This is a genomic window from Rhizobium sp. MHM7A (assembly GCF_005862215.1).
Classification (GTDB): Bacteria; Pseudomonadota; Alphaproteobacteria; order Rhizobiales; family Rhizobiaceae; genus Rhizobium; species Rhizobium bangladeshense.
Window position 1 is genome coordinate 1 of sequence record NZ_VCHT01000005.1, and the last position, 17,774, is coordinate 17,774.

Here is a 17,774-nt window from a genome sequence, read left to right on the forward strand (position 1 = left end):
CAACACGACCGGCAAAGAATCCAATCGCCAAAAAAGCAAAACCCGCCGAAAAAATCGACGGGTTTGTCAGCAGTCTGAAGGCGGCATGCGCCGCCTTTTAATTTGCCGGCTCAATAGCCATGATCGCAGGGCATGCTGCCGTGACCGATTGATGCCGAAAACTTAAGGTTGCACATTCTCGGAGCCGCCGGATGTTCATCGGCTGGCGGACAGTGGAGCCGGCGGTGCCGCCTTCGACCCCTGAAGCGGCAAGCGGATACCAGTAGCGATCGGAATGACGGCGGGTGCCGGGATGCTCCCTTCGGAAGTCTCGATAGCCATGCCAGAGACCCCGATGTGCCTCATATTGCGCGATTTTGCTTCGGAAATTTCGGGCGGATGAAGCATTTGAACGGGAACTGCCTCGGCTTGACCGATCTGCGCGAGGGCGAGGGTGCTGGCTAAGAATGCGAATTCTCTATTCTCAATTCGCGTATAATGCCCTGTAACCCTGGGCGGAGAGGCAGGCGACATATTGGCGATGCGCGGCGGCACGCGCCGTTGTTTCCGCTTCCAGCGCATCAGCCTCGGCATAGCCGGTCAGCTGCGCACGCAGATGATACTGCTTCTTCGCCTCGTCATACATGGCATTGCCGTCGGTTACGCAGATGCCTTGGGCGACGACAGGCGGGTTGACCGGCACGCCGATGGGCAAAAGCACGGGCGCGTTCGCATGGTCGACACAGCCGGCAAGAGCCGCCATCATCGCCGCCGCTCCCAAAGCGCGAAAAATTCCCATCACCATGCATTCCCCCGGCTGAAGCGCGTCAACATCGTCAAGCCCGCGGATACACGAGCAAGGTTGCGCGAAACTAGGCATGCCGGCAGAGGCACCGCGCCGCTAGCTCCTGGTTTGAACTTGCGGACTCATGAGGTACTCCCCACCAAAATCTATATAGCACTGCGGAATCCCGAAATTGGTTGAGGCATTGAAATCATTGGCTGTTCCCACGCCCCGACTTCTCACGAGGCGCGCCGAATTTCGGGATCCCGAAGCGGGGGAATTTCGGAATCCCGAAGTGGCGTTTTCTTCTTCCTGCCGACCCGCCCACGTTTGTCAGCGGCAAGCTTGCGGTCTATCTCCGACCACTTCCGGCACCTCTCCGGCGTGCATCGCCGCCAATCATCCGTAGGCGGCGCGCCTTCATGGTTACCGACAAAAGTCAGCGTGAAGAGGTTCGGGTGCGCAACACCGCTGCCCGCCCGGCCGCGGCGAACCTTGATGAGGCCCTTATATTCCAACTCGTCGAGGGCATCGGCCACATATTCGCCGGTGACGCCGTAGGAGACGAACTGCGCGTGAGTCACGAGAAGCCTGCCATTTTCCAGGGCGGCGTGCGAGGTATGCTCGATGATGATGCGGAAAAAGGCTCGGCTGGCATTCGCGCTCAGTGAGGTGAATGCGGGGGACTCCAGCAGCTGGATCGTCAACCATTGCCAGCGAAGGCTGCCGTCATCGCTCCCGCGTGGCGGCGCTGTATATTTGCGCACCAGCGATAGGGTCTTGCCGGCACTGGTGCGGCTCTTATCACGAGAGTTGAATTCCGCCATCAGCCCCTCACCCCGGTTGTCGGCAAGTCCTTCCTGGCAACGTCGGAGGACCTCATTTTATCGCGGGTGTAGCCGGCTGAGCCCGGTCCAGGCGTCACGTCGACGATCGTCACACTGTTATACGACATTCAACATTCCATGGTTGCAATACCATGCAATCTAGCGTAAGAACGTTTCGTGAACTAGGAAAATAATCTTAGTCGTTTCGGATTTCACTAATCCGGAGAGATGGTCACGGTAACTTGCGCGGAGGCAAGGATGAGGAAAGTCGGCATGAGGAAGAAGGGCGCGATGGTCTATGGCCAGCGGTTGCTGGCATTGCTTTCGATCTCCCTGGGGAGCGCAGTCCAGGCTCTTGCCTGCGATCAGCCGGTCGTGATTTCCAATTGGTCGTTCTGTGCGACCGGCAATGTGAGCGCTGAAGGCGGCAACGCTGATTGGAAAATCGTTCCTGCGTGGACTCGCCAGGACGGCATCAGGGCTTATTTCGGAAACGATCCGCGGCTCTTGGCAAATCACGGGCTTTGCAACGCCAAATTCCGTCGCGTCGTCCTCTGCCAGCCGGGATGGCAAACTGGCAACCCGGATCAGTGCTCGTATCTGGTCTACAGCGGCTTTTACTCGGCCCTGTTCGGGGAGAAAGAACGGCAAGAGTATCTGAGAGACTATCCGAACGCTCAATAGCTTATGCTTTGCTGTTTCGGGGCCGAGACGGCAGCGGCCGATGAGAAGCGGCCGGAAACGAGCGATCGAAATATGCTCGCGTTTCACCAAGCAGTTCACTGCGCCAGGAGACATCTCGTTCAGACGGCATCTCGACACGCCGGATCAATTGCCTTAGGCGAGCAGACGGCGGAGAATACGGGAGTGGAGATCCTGCAATCATGCAAACGCTATGGAAAAAGCCGGTGACGCTTGCCCTTGAAGGGCCGGATCAATGGGTCGTCATCCAGACGACCCAAGCTGCAACATGGGCGCTGATTGAAGACTGGCCGACCGAAGAGGGCCCGGCGCTCGACAGAGCGTGTGCGGTTTGCGCCGATGTCATATCGGGGAAACGAAGCCGGGAAGAAGCGCGGCAGGCGTTCATCGAAGCGGCAATCGAAGCCGGAATCCCCATCAAGGAATGAGGCGACTGCCCCGGTTTTTTGTTCATGCCTCCAGGAGGCAAGCCGAAGAGCGAAGCGCTGATCAGAGCGTCCGCGAAAGGTCTGGCGCCTATAACTTTGCTGAGGTATTTGGGAAGAATGGCGCACCCGAAGAGATTCGAACTCCTGACCCCCAGATTCGTAGTCTGGTGCTCTATCCAGCTGAGCTACGGGTGCGTGCAAATTGCGGCGGTGCCGCTTGCGTGGGCGATCCTCTAAAGGGTCCTTTCGGACATTGCAAGAGCATTTCTGAAAAAATCACGCGTTTGCCCGTAAGGAGCCGAGCCGGCCGACCTTGTCACTTCTCACCCTGTGTCCGGTTACGGTAATCGTCCAGCGAAACGGGGCGATCGGGGATCTCGATGCGGAACTGGGTGCCGACAGTCGGCTTTTCCACGAGCGCAATCGTGCCGCCATGGGCGAGCACAAGCTCGCGGGCGATGGTGAGGCCGAGGCCGGTGCCGCCGGAACGTGCCGAGCCGCGGAAGGCGGCAAAGAGGTTCTGGCGCGCCTTCAGCGGCATGCCGGGGCCGGTATCGTCCACCGTAATGCTGACGACGCTGCCGACACGCTGGGCGGAAACGGTGATGCGCCTGACGACGCCGGGGCCGCCCTCGCCCGGTGACGTCAGCGCCTGCAGGGCGTTACGGCAGAGATTGTGAATGACCCGGAAAAGCTGCTCGCTGTCGGCATCGACCTCGAGATCGCTAGCGAACTGCTCGACAAACTCGATTCCGCTTTGCGGATCGATCGCCAGCATGTCCTTGACGTCGTGCGTCAGCTCCAGCAGCCGGACATGGCGGCGGCGCGGCGCCGATTCGCTCGCCTTGCCGTAGGACAGCACCTCCGTTGTGTAACCGACGGCGCGGTCGATGGTGCGCAGCAGCTTCGGCGCGAAGCTCTTGACCATCGGATCGTCGACATAGACGAGCCGGTCCGACATCAGCTGCGCGGACGCCAGGATATTGCGCATATCGTGGTTGATCTTGGAAACGGCCAGCCCGAGAGCGGCAAGATTCTTCTGCTGCTTCAGCGTCTTCTGCAGCTCCATCTGCATCGAGGTCAGGTTCCGGCCGGCCACCGCCAGCTCGTCACGGCCGCCGTCACCAATGTAGATATGGGCCGGATTCTCGGGGTCGGAGGAGAATTGCTGCATGCTGCCGGTCAGCCGGCGAATCGGGCCGATGAGAATGCGGTTGATTGCAAAGAAGATCAGCGTCGCCGTGAACAGTGAGATCAGCACCGAAAGCAGCAGGACGTTGCGGGAATAAGCGAACATCGCCGTGCGCAGCGGCCGGTCCTTCATCACCACCTCGACGCCGACGTTGTTTTCGCCGACCGGGCCGTAGACGCGGATGATCCGGCTGCCGCCGAAGATCAAGGTGTCGAGCGCATCGCGTATCGCCGTCAGCGGCGGCACGTCCGTCAGGTCGTATGATTCGTCGACGGAAGCCGGCATGCTGGTCGTTGCCAGCAGTCGCGAAGTGCCTTCCTTGCGCAGCACGATCGCCTTGGTCCCGGTCGCCTCCAGCGTTTCCTTCTGCAGGGCGCGCGGCAGCTCGATCGGCTGCAGCCCGTCAATGACGATGGCGGCGGCGGCGGCCGTGTTCAGCCTGTCCTGCAGCCAGCGCATCCGCATGCTGGCGACCGAGGGAAAGAAAATAAGGATCTCGGCGAGCATGATGAAGACGACAGTGAGCCAGAGCAGCTTGCCCGAAAGCCCGCCGAACAAGCCGGACGGGCACCGCCCCCTGGCAGCCTCGGCGGCCGCGGGGATATCAGCCGAAGGATCTTTACCCTGATCTAGAACCGGCATTCTCGTCTCGCCCGATCGGCAGCGTCTCGGGCCGCCCTCACAGTTGGGTTTTTATATTAGACCAAGATGCTCCGCTTTCAAATCTTTGCGAGCAGCGTCACCTGGTCACAACAAAACGCCGCCCGGAGGCGGCGTTTCAAGGTGTTGATCAGCAAGAAAAGCGCGTCACCCTCTTGCATTTATTTGATGCAAGTCGTGATCCCGGAACCGCGGCCCAGTTCCGGGCGACAGAGATCAGAACTCTTCCCAGCTCTGTTCGGCGGGGGCGGCACTGCCGCCGAAGGCGCGGGCGACCTTCGCAATCGCCCGGCGGGCGGGCGAAGCGACCGGCTGCCTGTGCGGCTCGCTGCGCACAAGCGCAACGGGTGCCACCGCATCCGAAAGCTTAAAGCGGGCAATGAGGTGCACCAGCCCGTTAGCTTCGGCCGAAAGCCTGTGGGTGGCGGCGGAGGTTTCCTCCACCATTGCCGCATTCTGCTGGGTCACCTGGTCCATCTGATTGACGGCGGTATTGACCTCCTTGAGACCGGTCGACTGCTCGCGCGCGGCTGTCGCGATCGAATGGATATGGTCGTTAATGGCGATGACGCGGGTGCCGATTTCGGAGAGCGCCTCACCGGTTGCCTGAACCAGCTTGACGCCAACCTGGACTTCGTCACCCGATTTGGTGATCAGCGCCTTGATATCCTTGGCGGCCGTCGCCGAACGCTGGGCAAGTTCACGCACCTCCTGCGCGACCACAGCGAAGCCTTTGCCGGCCTCGCCGGCGCGCGCCGCCTCGACACCGGCATTCAGCGCCAGAAGATTGGTCTGGAAGGCGATCTCGTCGATAACATTGATGATCTGACTGATTTCGCGCGACGCCTGCTCGATACGGCCCATGGCCTCGACGGCGTTGCGGACGACGACGCCGGAGCGTCCGGCATTTTCCTTGGCTTCGGACACCATAATCGTTGCTTCATGTGCCCGCTCGGTAGAATTTTGCACAACAGCGGTGATTTCATCGAGCGCCGCCGAGGTCTGCTCGAGGGCAGCCGCCTGCTGTTCGGTACGCTTCGACAGATCGTCACTGGCATTGCGCAGCTCGGCGGTGTTGCCGTTCATCGCTTCGGTCGTTTCGCGCACTTCGCGCATGGTCGACTGCAGCGTTACGAAGCTGTTGTTGACATTCTGCTGCAGCTCGGCGAAGGCGCCCTGGAAATTGCCGTTCATCGTCTGGGTCAGGTCACCTTCGGCAAGGCTGGCGATGACGCGGCGCGTCTCCCCAATGCCGGCATCGACGCTCGATAGCAGCGTGTTGATATTGCTGGCGAACTGGTTCAGGTTCTCGTCCTGATAGTCCTTGTCGATGCGATGGCTGAAATCGCCGGCCGCAGCCGCGGCCACGACGACGGACATGCTCGACTGCAGATCGTCGCTCTTGGCGCGCATCGCCGCTTCCTGAGCGTTCAGGCGCTTGACGGCGAGGCCGTTCTCCTTGAAGACAGCGACCGCTGCGGCCATCTCGCCAATTTCGTCCTTGCGGCCAGCAAAGGGAACCTCTGCATCAAAATTGCCGTTTGCGACCTCCTTGATCGCGTGGGTGACACGCTTGATCGGGCGGCTCAGATGGCTGGTGCCGATATAGAAGCCCATGCCGATGCCGACCGCGATACCAATGCCGGTAATGCTGAGGACCAGCATCAGGACCCAGGAACGAAAACTTTCGATTTCGGCGACGACGGCCTCGAGCGCTGCCTTGTCGGTGGCGACGACCGCGTCGATTTCCGCCTGAAAAGCCTTGCGGTTGGCACGATTTGCCTCGTTGTTGCCCTGCTGGCTGGCGGCCTCCGGCCCGACCTCCGTGCCGAGGCGCGCCGTCTCGGTGCGGAAGGTGCGGAATTCGGCAGCGCGGGCGACGAGTTTGGCGAAATCGGCCTTCTGGCTTTCGGGAACGAGTGGCGCCCAGCCGGCGATCACCTTGTCGATCTCATCCAGGGCTGCCGTCAGGCCTTTGGCGAAATTCGGCGTATCCTTGATCGTCTTGGCCGCATATATGCCGCGCGACTCCATGACGACGGCGGTGACGAAACGGTTGAGGCGTTCGCCGGCATAGGCGCGGGCCGCGGCGTGCTCGTAGGCCGTGAGGTTACGGCCGTATTCACGCATGGCGGACAAGGCCGTTGCGCCAATCAGAAGCGCCACCGCGCCCATTACGCAAACCAGCAGATTAATTTTCCCGCGGATCTTCAATGCTATGCCCCCTAGCTGCACCCTGCCTGGAAAGCAAATTTCCCAGCTGACCGTCAGACTATTGCCCAACTTCCTTAAAGTTAGATTTCCAATATTTACGATTATGAATATGCGGGATTAGCCATTGCCAGCTGATCACGTCCCACAAGTCATTGAAAATTCGAATAATTCGGCTGCACGCAGGCTCGGCGCAACCCTGCGGAGTAAATATAATTCCTTAACACCATAATGCGAAACCTGCAGTCGGCTCAGCAACGCAATTGAGATGATCGGTATAGATGATGGGTATAATTGACTTTGCGAGGCTTCGTCCGTATAAGCCGCCGCACGTCCGGTCGTTCAAAGCCTAATGGCTCGCCCGTTCGAAAAAACAACGCTCCTTGCATCATGCAAATTCAAGAAGGGCCGCACTCCGCGGTGTTTAAATAAATGAAGCGTACCTACCAACCATCCAAGCTTGTTCGCAAGCGTCGCCACGGCTTCCGTGCGCGCATGTCCACGAAGGGTGGCCGCAAGGTCATCGCTGCCCGCCGCGCGCAGGGCCGCAAGCGTCTTTCGGCCTAAGGCCGGGTTGCCCGAGAAGAGATGGCGGGCGAATTGACGACCAGTGAGAAAAAACACACTGTCGGGCGGCTGAAGAGCCGCCCGCAGTTTCTTGCCGCGCGCGAGGGCGAGAAACGCCGGGGAGGCCTCTTCCTTCTCGAAATCCTCGACCGGAAGGAGCCCGACAGCCAGGCCCGCGTCGGTTTTACAGTCACCAAAAAACATGGCAACGCGGTCGAACGGAACCGCATGCGCCGCCGCCTGAAAGAGGCGGTGCGGCTTCATGCAGGGTTTGCAATGCAGGCCGGACACGACTATGTGGTTGTCGCGCGAAGGGACGTGCTTAAGGCGTCCTTCAAAGAATTGGCTGCGGAATTGAAATCCCGCGTGGAAACCAGGCCGAAACACCGGCGCTCCGGAGACGGGCGCCCCAGGAACGTATGATGGAAAACAACCGCAATTACTTCATTGCGATCGCTCTCTCGGTGCTGATCGTCCTCGGCTGGCAGTTTCTCTATATGAATCCGCGCATCGAGGCACAGCGGAAGGCACAGGAAGCCCAAAAGGCACAGCAGCAGACCGAGCAGGTGCAGCAGCCCGCGTCAGGCGGCCAGGCGCCTGCCCAGACGAGCGGTGCGGCGCCTTCCGGCCAAGCGGCCGCAACGGCGACGCTCGAGCAGGCGCTCGCAAAAACGCCGCGCGTTGCCATCGACACTCCCGCGCTTTCCGGCTCGATCAACCTTGCCGGCGCCCGGCTCGACGACCTGAAGCTCAAGGGCTATCACGAGACGGTCGACGACTCGAGCCCGATCATCACCCTGTTCAGCCCGGCGGAAACCAAGGATGGCTACTTCACCGAGCTCGGCTATATCGGCAGCGACGCCACCGGCGCCGTCCCCGGTCCCGGGACGCTCTGGACGGCACCGGAGGGGGCCAAGCTCACCGAAAAAACGCCGGTGACGCTCTCCTACACCAATGACAAGGGGCTGACCTTCACGCGCACGATTTCCGTCGACGACCGCTACATGTTTACCGTCGCCGACAAGATCGAGAACACCGGCCAAGCGGCCGCCTCGCTCTCCTCCTACGGCCGCGTGACGCGCTACAACAAGCCGACGACGCCTTCGATCTACGTTCTGCATGAAGGCTTCATCGGCGTTATCGGCGACGACGGCCTCATTGAAACCAAATATAGCGCCGTCGAGGAAGAAGCCGTGCAGCCGGCGAAGTCTACCGGCGGCTGGCTCGGCATTACCGACAAGTACTGGGCAGCGACAATCATTCCACCGCAGACTTCGGCCTATGAAGCGCGCTTCTCGCATTTTGCCGACGGCCAGCCTCGCTATCAGGCCGACTACAAGGACGACGCCTTCAGCGTTGCGCCGGGTCAATCGATCGAACTCAAGAACTTGGTCTTCGCCGGCGCCAAGGAAGTGCCCGTCATCGATGGCTACGAAGCCAGCTATTCGATTCCGAAGTTCGACCGGCTGATCGACTGGGGCTGGTTCTACTTCATCACAAAGCCGATGTTCAAGTTGATGGACTTCTTCTATCGCTTCTTCGGCAATTTCGGCGTGGCGATCCTGTGCACGACCATCGTCGTCAAGCTGTTGTTCTTCCCGCTCGCCAGCAAGCAATATGCCTCGATGGCGAACATGAAGCGCGTGCAGCCGAAGATGGAGGAGCTGAAGACGAAATTCGGCGACGACCGCATGGGGCTGCAGCAGGCGATGATGCAGCTCTATAAGGAAGAGAAGATCAACCCGATCGCCGGCTGCTGGCCGGTAGCGCTGCAGATCCCAATCTTCTTCTCGCTCTACAAGGTGATCTACATCACCATCGAGATGCGGCATGCGCCGTTCTTCGGCTGGATCCAGGACCTTTCGGCGCCCGATCCAACGACGATCGTCAACCTGTTCGGTCTGTTGCCCTTCGAAGCGCCGGCCATCTTGCATCTTGGCGTCTGGCCGCTGATCATGGGCATCACCATGTTCGTGCAAATGCGCATGAATCCGACACCGCCCGATCCGACGCAGGCGATGATCTTCAACTGGATGCCGCTGGTGTTCACCTTCATGCTGGCAAGCTTCCCGGCCGGCCTCGTCATCTACTGGGCCTGGAACAACACGCTCTCGGTGCTGCAGCAGTCGCTGATCATGAAGCGTCACGGCGTCAAGATCGAGCTCTTCGACAATATGAAGGGTCTCTTCCGACGAAAAGCGGCGCCCTCGAAATGACGTTCGTCAAGCCCCGCTCCGGCGGGGCTTTTCGTTTCCAGCCGGCGCGTGAAGAAGCGGAGCGTGCCGGCAAACTGGCCCTGACGCTTGACATCTGCCTGCAAAACCACGAAGCCCGACAGAAGACCCCAACCTCGGAGGTTGCTTAGGCCCGCATGCCCGAAACCGAAAAGCCCCTCTTCGGCCACCCATGGATTTTCATCCGCGGCGTCCCTTCCCTTAATTTCCTGCCGCCGGAAGGGCCGTCTGAAGTGGCCTTTGCCGGACGCTCGAATGTCGGCAAATCGTCGCTGATCAATGCGCTGGTCGGACAGAAGGGCCTGGCGCGCACGTCGAATACGCCGGGACGCACTCAGGAGCTCAACTATTTCGTGCCGGACGGTTATTCCGGCGAAGGCAGCGATCTGCCGCCGATGGCGATCGTCGACATGCCGGGCTATGGCTATGCGCAGGCTCCGAAGGAGCAGGTCGACAAATGGACGAAGCTCGTCTTTGACTACCTGCGCGGTCGTGCGACGCTGAAGCGCGTTTACGTGCTGATCGACAGCCGCCACGGCATTAAGAAGAACGACGAGGAGGTGCTAACCCTGCTCGACAAGGCGGCTGTCTCCTACCAGCTGGTGCTGACCAAAACCGACAAGATCAAGGCGCCCGCCGTGCCGAAGCTCTTGGCCGACACGGCGGACAAAATCCGAAAACGGCCGGCCGCCTACCCCGTCGTGCTGTCCACTTCGTCCGAAAAGGGCGACGGGCTGGACGACCTGCGCAAGGCGATCGCCGAAACCATTGGTATTGCGCACTGGCAATAAGAGAGGCCGGCTGGAGAATTTGCGCCTGGGCCCGAAGCCAGACGTCTTCTGGCGGAAATCGCCTTCGGCAACGTCCAGTCGCAGTTCTTCGCCAAGAGCAAAGCAGCCGAAGAGCTCGAATCTCACGCTCGTTCCCAGCGGGCAAAGGCGTTGCGGCTTCGGGAAGCGCGGCCTGCCAAGGAAAGCAGCGATCGAGCGTCGGCAACGTCTGCTCTGCTTGAGACAGCAGGTGCGACAACGATTGAGCTTGCTTCCCCGCAGTTTTCAAGCAACGCTGCATTCTCATGCCGTAAAAGAACAGCGGCGTCCGCGAGTAACAGTTCATGACCGATACCAACGACGATGCCCTTTCGCCGGAAGGCGTTGGCAACCTGCCTCATCTTGCCGAAGCCCTCGACGACGACAGGTTTCGACACTTTCTCGATCATGTCCCCTTTGCCGTGGCTGTCTCCGAACTCGGCAGCTGCGAGAAGCTGGTTTACGTCAACCTGGAATTCGAACGGCTGACAGCGCTCGCGGCGACGCAAGTCGAAGGAAAGCGCTGGTCGGATATCGAGTTGAATTGTACCGAAGTCTCTGGGGAGGCAACGCTCACAGCCGCTGTGACGACGGCAGAGGAATATATTGGCGCCTTCGCGCTTGTGGCGGAACCCGAAAACAATTTCATTGTTGACGTGTGGTCAAACACGATCGTCAATGATGATGACATTCCGCTTTTCCGTCTGGTGGCCTTTGCCGCTCGCAATGAGGTGACAATTGGCCAGAGCTTCAGCCAACTGCTGGCCGAGAAAGACGTCCTTCTGCGAGAACTTCAGCATCGCGTGAAAAACAATCTGCAGATGATAACGGCGCTCATCCGCATGGAAGCGCGCAATGCCCAAAAGAACGAAGAAAGCGAGAGATTCGCACGCCTTGCGGGGCGGATCGAAGCATTGGCCCTCCTCTATCGTTCATTGTCGGAAGAAGAAAAGGGCGCCACCATCGATCTCGGCAGCTATGTGAGCCAGATTGCGGCCTCGGTGATGGCGGCTCACGCCGTGGAAGGCATCCGACTCGACATGAAAGTCGATACCTGGCCGGTTTCCATCAACGTAGCCATGCCCGCCGGGCTCGTCATCAACGAGCTCCTGACGAATACGCTCAAGCATGCCTTCGTAGGGCGTGATAGCGGTGAGATCACGCTGCGCTGTGTCGTCAGCGACAGCGGCTGCAGGATCACCGTTGCCGACAACGGGGTCGGCCTTCCTCAGGATGTGCAGTGGCCGAACCCCGGAAAACTGAGCGCGATGATCATACAGTCGCTGAAGCAGAACGCCCGCGCCGAGATCGAAGTAACCTCGTCCCCGGGCACTGGCATGAGTGTCTCCCTCGTCTTCCCGACGGCGGCAGCCACACAATAGGGCTGTTCCAAATGATTGACGGCCCCGACCATGCGCAAAGGCAACCCGAAGCCGTCGGCAGTGGCTCATTGGATAGCTGGAGCGCCCAAACGAGCGCCCCATGCCGCGGCCGATGCGTTAATTTCACATTCTCGGCAGCAGCACTTTATCGACGACATGAATGACGCCGTTCGACTGTTTGACGTCGGCGATCGTTACATGCGCGACATCGCCGTTTTCATCAGTCAGGGTGATCTTGCCCATATTTTCCCGGGCTTTGATCACGCAGCCGCCGACGGTCTTGATATCATGCTCGCCGCCATCATCTCTTATCATCTTGGCAACGGTCTTCGCCATCGCGTCCGCCGCCACGACATGGCAGGTCAGAACCTTGGTGAGCGTCGCCTTGTTTTCCGGCTTCAGCAATGTCTCGACGGTGCCTTTCGGCAGGGCGGAGAAAGCTTTGTTGGTCGGGGCGAACACTGTAAAGGGGCCTTCGCCCTCGAGCGTACCGACGAGGCCGGCCGCCTTGACGGCGGCGACCAGCGTCGTGTGATCCTTGGAGTTTACGGCATTTTCGACGATGTTCTTGGTTTCGAACATCGCAGCGCCGCCGACTTTTGGGTTCTTCCCATAAGCGGCGAAGGCAATGGCTGACATGGCGGCCGTGAGCGTAAGGCCGCGCAACAGATAGGTCATGATTTTCTCCTCTGACCGGTCACCGTCCGCCGGCATCATGCCTGAGCGTCGTCCGGACGTTTCGAACTACGGAAGGCCGCGTCGAAGAGTTTCAGACAGGAGAAATTGATTTACGTCGGCACTGCGTTACGGCCGGCGCACCGTGCCGCTGGCGATGACTGGGCCTGTCGCCTGCCCGGTCGGCGAACCGCCGAAGGGTTCGAGGCTGACGGCAAGGGTTGCGCCGTCCGTGATATTGCTGCGCATTTCGGCGGGAATGACGAGCTCGCCGCTTTCGCCCGGCTGGAAGACACCTAGGGATTTCGGCGTGCCGCCGCCCTGCACCAGCCAGAGTTCGAGCGACTTCTCCTCGGGCTTGCCGGCGGCGACCGGGACGATCTTCAGCCGGCCGCTCTGGATTTCGTAGGAGGCCCGGAGATCGATCGCGTTGTTCTGCCCCGAAAGATCAGCCACCAGCGGTGTCGGCCCCTGCGGCTGCGGCACAACACCGGAGGCGAAGATGACGGCGCTGACGGCGACGACGATGCAGGCGAATGCCAGTGAGCGCCAGAAAACCGCAGAATTCCAAAGCCCCTGTGAGAAGGACGCAGGCTTTCCGGCATCGCCGAACAGTCGAGACTCGATCTGCTTGAAGGTTTCCCGGCTCGGCGCGACGCCGTCATATTCATCGTTGAACGCGGAGAGGTTGGTTTCCCACCGGCTGACGATCGCCGCAAACGTCCGATCGTGGCGCATGCGCTCTTCCACCACCCGGCGGTCCTGCAGCGACAGGACGCCCAACACATATTCACCGGCGAGGACCTCGTCGCGGGAGCGGTTTCCCTTGCTTTTGTCGGGCGATGTCATCGTTCCATGCACTCTCTCAGTTTCAAGAGGCTGCGCCTGAGCCAGGTCCGCATCGTGTTCAGCGGAACGCCGAACTGATCCGCCAGTTCCTGATAGCTCAGCCCTTCGACATAAGCCCGTTTCACGGCGACCGCACGATCAGCTTCCAACTCTTCCATGCAGGTGTCAATCCGCCTTCCTTCATCCTTCGTCGCCGCCTTGCTTTCCGGGTCGGATTCGGAATCGGCGAGATCGTAAGCACTGTCGAGTTCGTCGGCGACGGGCTTGCGCGCACGCAGCAGATCGATCGACCGGTTGCGTGCAATTGCGGCCAGCCATGCCGAGGACGATCCCGAGGTTGCCTGGAAGCTGCGAGCGCGCTGCCAGATGCTGATATAGACTTCCTGCAGGGCCTCCTCGGCCTCCGCGCGGTCCCTCAGGATACGCAGGCAGATCGCGAAAAGTTTCGGTGCGGTCTGGTTGTAGAGGGCAGCGAAGGCCAGGCGATCGCCGAGCGCGATGCGGCCGATCAGGTCCTTGGTCTCATCGCCTTGCATGCCGTTCCTCATTTCGTGCCTGCTCAACCGGCGGGTCCAACTCCTCCGCCTCCGTGCCACATACGCAAAACTATTGCGGCCTGGATTATTCCCTCGGTCAGAAACTTGCGATAAAAGGCCCGCGATCAACTCCTGCGGGGTCCCCATGAACGAGTCCGAAAGCGAAATCCAAGCACGTCTTCTCGCCCAGGCGCTGCCTTTCATGCAGCGCTACGAGAACAAGACGATCGTGGTGAAATATGGCGGCCACGCCATGGGCAATCCCGAGCTCGGCAAGGCCTTTGCCAGCGACATCGCGCTTTTGAAGCAATCGGGCGTCAACCCGATCGTGGTTCACGGCGGCGGCCCTCAGATCGGCGCCATGCTGAACAAGATGGGCATCGAATCGAAATTCGAAGGCGGGCTTCGCGTCACCGACCAGAAGACGGTCGAGATCGTCGAGATGGTGCTCGCCGGCTCGATCAACAAAGAGATCGTCGCGCTGATCAACCAGACGGGCGAATGGGCAATCGGCCTTTGCGGAAAGGACGGCAACATGGTCTTCGCCGAAAAGGCGCGCAAGACCATCAAAGATCCGGATTCGAACATTGAGCGGGTGCTTGATCTTGGCTTTGTCGGTGAAGTGGTCGAGGTCGACCGCACGCTGCTCGATCTGCTCGCCCGCTCCGAGATGATCCCGGTCATCGCGCCCGTCGCCCCGGGCCGCGACGGCGCCACCTACAATATCAACGCCGACACTTTTGCCGGCGCCATCGCCGGCGCGCTGAACGCCACCCGTCTTCTGTTCCTGACCGACGTGCCTGGCGTGCTCGACAAGAAGGGTCAGCTGATCAAGGAGCTTTCCGTCGCCGAAGCGCATGCGCTGATCGCCGACGGCACGATCTCAGGCGGCATGATCCCAAAGGTCGAGACCTGCATCGATGCGATCAAGGCGGGCGTACAGGGCGTCGTCATCCTGAACGGCAAGACCGCCCATTCCGTCCTGCTCGAAATCTTCACCGAGCACGGCATCGGAACGTTGATCGTTCCCTGATCAAGGCTGCGCCCATTCACTCCAGGAGGGGCGCATCTCCTCACGCTGGCGCAGGCCGGTCCGCACTCATCCCTCTTCTCGCCATCCGTCATCCGGCGATCACACCGGCATCGCATTCGCCCGCCGTTCAAGGCTATTCCTTCGCGCGAGCGCGCGCCTGACTTTCCTTCTTGATCGGCCGGCCGATCGGGCAGACTTCCTGCACGAAACCGTTGAGCGTATTGACGAGATTGTTCTCGATCAGAGAATAGTGAACGAACTGGCCCTGTTTCTCCCGTCGGATCAGCCCCGCTGTTTCAAGAACGGAAAGATGCTGCGAAACGGCTGGCTTGGACATGCTGAAGCGGTCGGCGATCTCTCCAGCGGTCAGACCCGAGGCCGAGAGATAGGCAAGAATCTTTCGCCGTGGAGCGCTGGAAAGCGCGTGGAATACCCGTTGCGCGGCGCCGACAGAGCTGCCTTCTGTAGTGTCGTCGAAAGTCTCGTTTTCCAAATCCGGGCTCCGGCATCATTGCACCGATCCGTCGAAAATTAAGCAATTAGTGTATTGCTTAATTAACGGTCTTGACGCAAGATAATTAGGTAATTGCTTAATTAATGAATAAACTGGCGGCGTTCAAGTGGAGAATGCGCCCGATTGGAAGGAGTTGCCATGAGCAGTATTTCCACCGGACGCATGATCGACGACAGCAGCGATCCGGTGAAGGGCAGAGTGGTCTGGATGCCAGCAAAGTCGATCTGGATCACCGCCATGAGCCTGATTGCCATCATTGGTGGGCCGGCGACCTTCACCTGGAGCGCCTTTGCCGTCTTTACCCTCTCGACAGCCATCACGATCTGCCTCGGCCATTCAGTCGGCATGCACCGGCTGCTGATCCACCGCTCCTTCCGCACCCCTCTCTGGATCGAGCATTTTCTCGTCTATCTCGGTACGCTGGTCGGCATGGCCGGCCCTTTCGGCATGATTTACGCGCATGATATTCGCGACTGGGCGCAGCGGCAGCGAAACTGCCATGACCTTTATGCCCACCGACAGTCTTTCCTGGTCGACGCGTTCTGGCAGATGCATTGCGCCGTGACGCTGGCTCATCCGCCGCGTTTCGAGATCGAAGAGCGGGTGCGGCACGACCGCTTCTATCGCCTCCTGGAGGCGACATGGATGGCGCAGCAACTTCCCCCGGCGCTCGCGCTCTTCGCGTTCGGCGGGCTGTCGTGGCTGGTCTGGGGGAGTGCGGTGCGAATATCGGTATCGCTGATCGGACACTGGCTGGTCGGCCATTTCGCCCATCGCGGCGGCCATCAGGGCTGGAGCGTCGATCATGTCGCAGTGCAGGGCTATAATTTGCCGCGTTTCGGGCTCATTACCTTCGGCGAAAGCTTCCACGGCAATCACCACGCCTTTCCGGAATCGGCCAGGCTCGGCATCGAGCAGGGTCAGCTAGACCTCGGTTGGCATTTCATCCGCCTGCTGGAAAGGCTCGGCCTGGCATCGGCAATCAAGCTCCCGCACATGATCATGCCGCGGAAAGGGCTGCGGCGTGTCGGCCTCCCCCGCGATGTTGGCAACCGCCGCCCTGTGGGACAGCGCTGAACATGGCATCAGGGGACCGGAGACAGTCAGGTCGACCCTCTAACGGAATTGACGAATCGCGGCCGGGGCGGCATGTTTTTGCTTGGCGTGACCTTCCGCCGAACCTCCTTCGATCCTCCCCGGCAGGGTCTTTCTTCAGGAGGCAAAGGGACTTTCCGTCTCGGGTCGTCAAACCTCAGCCCTGATGTTTCGGGTGCGCTTGCCGGGGAATGCCGTCCGAGACTGGAAAGGCCGAGATATGACCGAAAACGGAAACCTCAAACGCCGCGTGCGCGCACGCGCCGCCAAGACGGGTGAATCCTACACGACCGCTCTCATGCATATCCGCCGCGCGCCGACGCAGGAACGAAAGCCTGATGTCAGGCGGCTGCGCATGGCGGTAGCGCAGACCATCTACATGGACGATCCACGCGATATCGACAGGCTTCGCCAAGGCGGGCAGGAGATACGGAGGCAGATGCGCCAGGCGCGGGAGTCGGGTGCGCGGCTCGTGCACTTCCCAGAAGGCACCATCTGCGCGCCGAACAAACGCATCATGTCGGAGGTCGGGCCGAGGGAAATCGGCGCTTCCGATTGGCGGCGGTTCGAATGGGGCGTGCTGCGCGAGGAGCTGGATGCGACGCGCAGCCTCGCTCGCGAACTCGGGTTATGGGCGGTGATCGGCTCGGCGCATCAGCTGACGGCGCCGCACCGGCCGCATAGCAGCCTCTATGTCGTCTCCGACCGCGGCGAACTGGTGACGCGCTATGATGAGCGCCTGCTCTCCAACACCAAGATCTCCTTCATGTACACGCCGGGCTCGATCCCCGTCACCTTCGAGGTGGACGGCATCCGCTTCGGTTGCTCGCTGGGAATGGAGTGCCACTTTCCTGAGATTTTTAGCGAGTATGAGCGGCTCGATGCGCATTGCGTGCTGTTTTCGACCACCGGCGGGGTGCCCGCCAACGATGCGGCCTTCGCCGCCGAGGCGCAGGGGCATGCATCGACCAACAGATACTGGGTGAGTTTTTCTCTCTCAACACATCCGGGACTGGCTGATCCGGCCGTATCAGGGATCGTCGCCCCCGGCGGCCGGTGGGCGGCGCAATGCCAGGCTGATGGAATGCCCGCAATCGCCCTTGCCGACATCGACGACAATCCCGGCGATCTTTCTCGACCGTGGCGCCGCAAGGCTCGATCAGGGCTCTATGAGCCGCACCGGGTGGAGGGCGACCCGCGTAGCGACGCCCGGGATATGTTTTAGGTGTGCAATGCCGCCAGCGGCTGGTGATGCCAGGAGTAGCACTGCGGCGTGTCCTTTCGAGGATTCGCCTGC

20 protein-coding genes, 1 tRNA gene and 1 pseudogene are annotated in these 17,774 nt (G+C 60.5%); 11 read left to right on the plus strand and 11 right to left on the minus strand.

Annotated features, from left to right (window positions below; all coding sequences use genetic code 11):
* Window positions 1-110 precede the first annotated feature (110 nt).
* From FFR93_RS41515 to FFR93_RS41935, 4 genes and pseudogenes are all read right to left on the minus strand, one after another.
* Window positions 111-513, minus strand: a pseudogene (locus FFR93_RS41515) (cell surface protein).
* Window positions 464-784, minus strand: a complete 321-nt coding sequence (locus tag FFR93_RS18195; protein WP_064707812.1) for a hypothetical protein — start codon at window positions 782-784, stop codon at window positions 464-466. Before FFR93_RS18195 ends, FFR93_RS41515 begins: the two are co-directional and overlap by 50 nt.
* 218 nt (window positions 785-1,002) lie before the next feature.
* The gene (locus FFR93_RS18200; RefSeq protein ID WP_138394251.1) at window positions 1,003-1,590 is read right to left on the minus strand and encodes a hypothetical protein; all 588 of its coding nucleotides are present in this window, start codon (window positions 1,588-1,590) and stop codon (window positions 1,003-1,005) included.
* Window positions 1,590-1,718, minus strand: a complete 129-nt coding sequence (locus FFR93_RS41935; protein ID WP_281407907.1) for a hypothetical protein — start codon at window positions 1,716-1,718, stop codon at window positions 1,590-1,592. The genes FFR93_RS18200 and FFR93_RS41935 overlap by 1 nt, the downstream gene beginning before the upstream one ends.
* A 130-nt stretch (window positions 1,719-1,848) precedes the next feature.
* Between FFR93_RS41935 and FFR93_RS18205 the strand changes: the two genes are divergently transcribed.
* Both FFR93_RS18205 and FFR93_RS18210 read left to right on the plus strand, forming a co-directional pair.
* Window positions 1,849-2,274 (plus strand): hypothetical protein, encoded by a 426-nt coding sequence (locus FFR93_RS18205; protein ID WP_138394252.1) that lies wholly within the window; start codon window positions 1,849-1,851, stop codon window positions 2,272-2,274.
* A 200-nt stretch (window positions 2,275-2,474) separates the two neighbouring features.
* Window positions 2,475-2,720 (plus strand): DUF982 domain-containing protein, encoded by a 246-nt coding sequence (locus tag FFR93_RS18210; protein WP_064707810.1) that lies wholly within the window; start codon window positions 2,475-2,477, stop codon window positions 2,718-2,720.
* Between the two features lie 118 nt (window positions 2,721-2,838).
* Here the strand turns inward: FFR93_RS18210 and FFR93_RS18215 are convergent.
* From FFR93_RS18215 to FFR93_RS18225, 3 genes are all read right to left on the minus strand, one after another.
* Window positions 2,839-2,915 (minus strand) — tRNA-Arg (locus FFR93_RS18215).
* Window positions 2,916-3,036: 121 nt separating this feature from the next.
* Entirely contained in the window at window positions 3,037-4,554 is a 1,518-nt protein-coding gene (locus FFR93_RS18220) for a HAMP domain-containing sensor histidine kinase (protein ID WP_138394253.1), read from the minus strand.
* Window positions 4,555-4,788: 234 nt separating this feature from the next.
* Window positions 4,789-6,786, minus strand: a complete 1,998-nt coding sequence (locus tag FFR93_RS18225) for a methyl-accepting chemotaxis protein (protein ID WP_138394254.1) — start codon at window positions 6,784-6,786, stop codon at window positions 4,789-4,791.
* A gap of 429 nt (window positions 6,787-7,215) precedes the next feature.
* On the opposite strand from FFR93_RS18225, the gene rpmH reads away from it, so the two are divergent.
* The 6 genes from rpmH to FFR93_RS18250 all read left to right on the plus strand — a co-directional run bounded on the left by rpmH (window position 7,216) and on the right by FFR93_RS18250 (window position 11,775).
* Window positions 7,216-7,350 (plus strand): 50S ribosomal protein L34, encoded by a 135-nt coding sequence (rpmH, locus tag FFR93_RS18230; RefSeq protein WP_008524438.1) that lies wholly within the window; start codon window positions 7,216-7,218, stop codon window positions 7,348-7,350.
* Between the two features lie 21 nt (window positions 7,351-7,371).
* Complete coding sequence (gene rnpA, locus FFR93_RS18235; RefSeq protein ID WP_064707807.1) at window positions 7,372-7,773, plus strand: ribonuclease P protein component; 402 nt, start codon at window positions 7,372-7,374, stop codon at window positions 7,771-7,773.
* On the plus strand, window positions 7,773-9,566 hold the full coding sequence (yidC, locus tag FFR93_RS18240; RefSeq protein WP_138394255.1) for a membrane protein insertase YidC: 1,794 nt from the start codon (window positions 7,773-7,775) through the stop codon (window positions 9,564-9,566). Before rnpA ends, yidC begins: the two co-directional genes overlap by 1 nt.
* On the plus strand, window positions 9,563-9,715 hold the full coding sequence (locus tag FFR93_RS40945; RefSeq protein ID WP_171049212.1) for a hypothetical protein: 153 nt from the start codon (window positions 9,563-9,565) through the stop codon (window positions 9,713-9,715). Before yidC ends, FFR93_RS40945 begins: the two co-directional genes overlap by 4 nt.
* 6 nt (window positions 9,716-9,721) lie before the next feature.
* Entirely contained in the window at window positions 9,722-10,375 is a 654-nt protein-coding gene (gene yihA / locus FFR93_RS18245) for a ribosome biogenesis GTP-binding protein YihA/YsxC (RefSeq protein ID WP_138394256.1), read from the plus strand.
* A gap of 323 nt (window positions 10,376-10,698) precedes the next feature.
* The gene (locus FFR93_RS18250; protein ID WP_138394257.1) at window positions 10,699-11,775 is read left to right on the plus strand and encodes a sensor histidine kinase; all 1,077 of its coding nucleotides are present in this window, start codon (window positions 10,699-10,701) and stop codon (window positions 11,773-11,775) included.
* A gap of 123 nt (window positions 11,776-11,898) precedes the next feature.
* Here FFR93_RS18250 and FFR93_RS18255 read toward each other — a convergent pair whose 3' ends face one another.
* The 3 genes from FFR93_RS18255 to FFR93_RS18265 form a co-directional block, all read right to left on the minus strand.
* On the minus strand, window positions 11,899-12,456 hold the full coding sequence (locus tag FFR93_RS18255) for a fasciclin domain-containing protein (RefSeq protein ID WP_171049221.1): 558 nt from the start codon (window positions 12,454-12,456) through the stop codon (window positions 11,899-11,901).
* A 123-nt stretch (window positions 12,457-12,579) separates the two neighbouring features.
* Window positions 12,580-13,299: an anti-sigma factor gene (locus FFR93_RS18260; protein WP_064707802.1), complete on the minus strand. Its 720-nt coding sequence runs from the start codon at window positions 13,297-13,299 to the stop codon at window positions 12,580-12,582.
* Complete coding sequence (locus tag FFR93_RS18265; protein WP_138394258.1) at window positions 13,296-13,835, minus strand: sigma-70 family RNA polymerase sigma factor; 540 nt, start codon at window positions 13,833-13,835, stop codon at window positions 13,296-13,298. The genes FFR93_RS18260 and FFR93_RS18265 overlap by 4 nt, the downstream gene beginning before the upstream one ends.
* 145 nt (window positions 13,836-13,980) lie before the next feature.
* Here FFR93_RS18265 and argB point away from each other — a divergent pair, with 145 nt between their 5' ends.
* Window positions 13,981-14,868 (plus strand): acetylglutamate kinase, encoded by an 888-nt coding sequence (gene argB / locus FFR93_RS18270; protein ID WP_064707801.1) that lies wholly within the window; start codon window positions 13,981-13,983, stop codon window positions 14,866-14,868.
* A 133-nt stretch (window positions 14,869-15,001) separates the two neighbouring features.
* Here the strand turns inward: argB and FFR93_RS18275 are convergent, their stop codons facing one another.
* Entirely contained in the window at window positions 15,002-15,361 is a 360-nt protein-coding gene (locus FFR93_RS18275) for a metalloregulator ArsR/SmtB family transcription factor (RefSeq protein WP_138394259.1), read from the minus strand.
* A 159-nt stretch (window positions 15,362-15,520) separates the two neighbouring features.
* Here FFR93_RS18275 and FFR93_RS18280 point away from each other — a divergent pair, with 159 nt between their 5' ends.
* Both FFR93_RS18280 and FFR93_RS18285 read left to right on the plus strand, forming a co-directional pair.
* Complete coding sequence (locus FFR93_RS18280; protein WP_138394260.1) at window positions 15,521-16,459, plus strand: acyl-CoA desaturase; 939 nt, start codon at window positions 15,521-15,523, stop codon at window positions 16,457-16,459.
* 238 nt (window positions 16,460-16,697) lie between these two features.
* Window positions 16,698-17,702 (plus strand): carbon-nitrogen hydrolase family protein, encoded by a 1,005-nt coding sequence (locus FFR93_RS18285; RefSeq protein WP_138394261.1) that lies wholly within the window; start codon window positions 16,698-16,700, stop codon window positions 17,700-17,702.
* The last annotated feature ends 72 nt before the right edge of the window (window positions 17,703-17,774 follow it).

Excerpts from the sequence above, each read along its gene's own strand:
- FFR93_RS18195 (WP_064707812.1), bottom strand. The coding sequence starts at position 784 with ATGGTGATGGGAATTTTTCGCGCTTTGGGAGCGGCGGCGATGATGGCG.
- FFR93_RS18200 (WP_138394251.1), bottom strand. The coding sequence starts at position 1,590 with ATGGCGGAATTCAACTCTCGTGATAAGAGCCGCACCAGTGCCGGCAAG.
- FFR93_RS41935 (WP_281407907.1), bottom strand. The coding sequence starts at position 1,718 with ATGTCGTATAACAGTGTGACGATCGTCGACGTGACGCCTGGACCGGGC.
- FFR93_RS18205 (WP_138394252.1), top strand. The coding sequence starts at position 1,849 with ATGAGGAAAGTCGGCATGAGGAAGAAGGGCGCGATGGTCTATGGCCAG.
- FFR93_RS18210 (WP_064707810.1), top strand. The coding sequence starts at position 2,475 with ATGCAAACGCTATGGAAAAAGCCGGTGACGCTTGCCCTTGAAGGGCCG.
- FFR93_RS18220 (WP_138394253.1), bottom strand. The coding sequence starts at position 4,554 with ATGCCGGTTCTAGATCAGGGTAAAGATCCTTCGGCTGATATCCCCGCG.
- rpmH (WP_008524438.1), top strand. The coding sequence starts at position 7,216 with ATGAAGCGTACCTACCAACCATCCAAGCTTGTTCGCAAGCGTCGCCAC.
- rnpA (WP_064707807.1), top strand. The coding sequence starts at position 7,372 with ATGGCGGGCGAATTGACGACCAGTGAGAAAAAACACACTGTCGGGCGG.
- yidC (WP_138394255.1), top strand. The coding sequence starts at position 7,773 with ATGGAAAACAACCGCAATTACTTCATTGCGATCGCTCTCTCGGTGCTG.
- FFR93_RS40945 (WP_171049212.1), top strand. The coding sequence starts at position 9,563 with ATGACGTTCGTCAAGCCCCGCTCCGGCGGGGCTTTTCGTTTCCAGCCG.
- yihA (WP_138394256.1), top strand. The coding sequence starts at position 9,722 with ATGCCCGAAACCGAAAAGCCCCTCTTCGGCCACCCATGGATTTTCATC.
- FFR93_RS18250 (WP_138394257.1), top strand. The coding sequence starts at position 10,699 with ATGACCGATACCAACGACGATGCCCTTTCGCCGGAAGGCGTTGGCAAC.
- FFR93_RS18260 (WP_064707802.1), bottom strand. The coding sequence starts at position 13,299 with ATGACATCGCCCGACAAAAGCAAGGGAAACCGCTCCCGCGACGAGGTC.
- FFR93_RS18265 (WP_138394258.1), bottom strand. The coding sequence starts at position 13,835 with ATGCAAGGCGATGAGACCAAGGACCTGATCGGCCGCATCGCGCTCGGC.
- argB (WP_064707801.1), top strand. The coding sequence starts at position 13,981 with ATGAACGAGTCCGAAAGCGAAATCCAAGCACGTCTTCTCGCCCAGGCG.
- FFR93_RS18280 (WP_138394260.1), top strand. The coding sequence starts at position 15,521 with ATGAGCAGTATTTCCACCGGACGCATGATCGACGACAGCAGCGATCCG.
- FFR93_RS18285 (WP_138394261.1), top strand. The coding sequence starts at position 16,698 with ATGACCGAAAACGGAAACCTCAAACGCCGCGTGCGCGCACGCGCCGCC.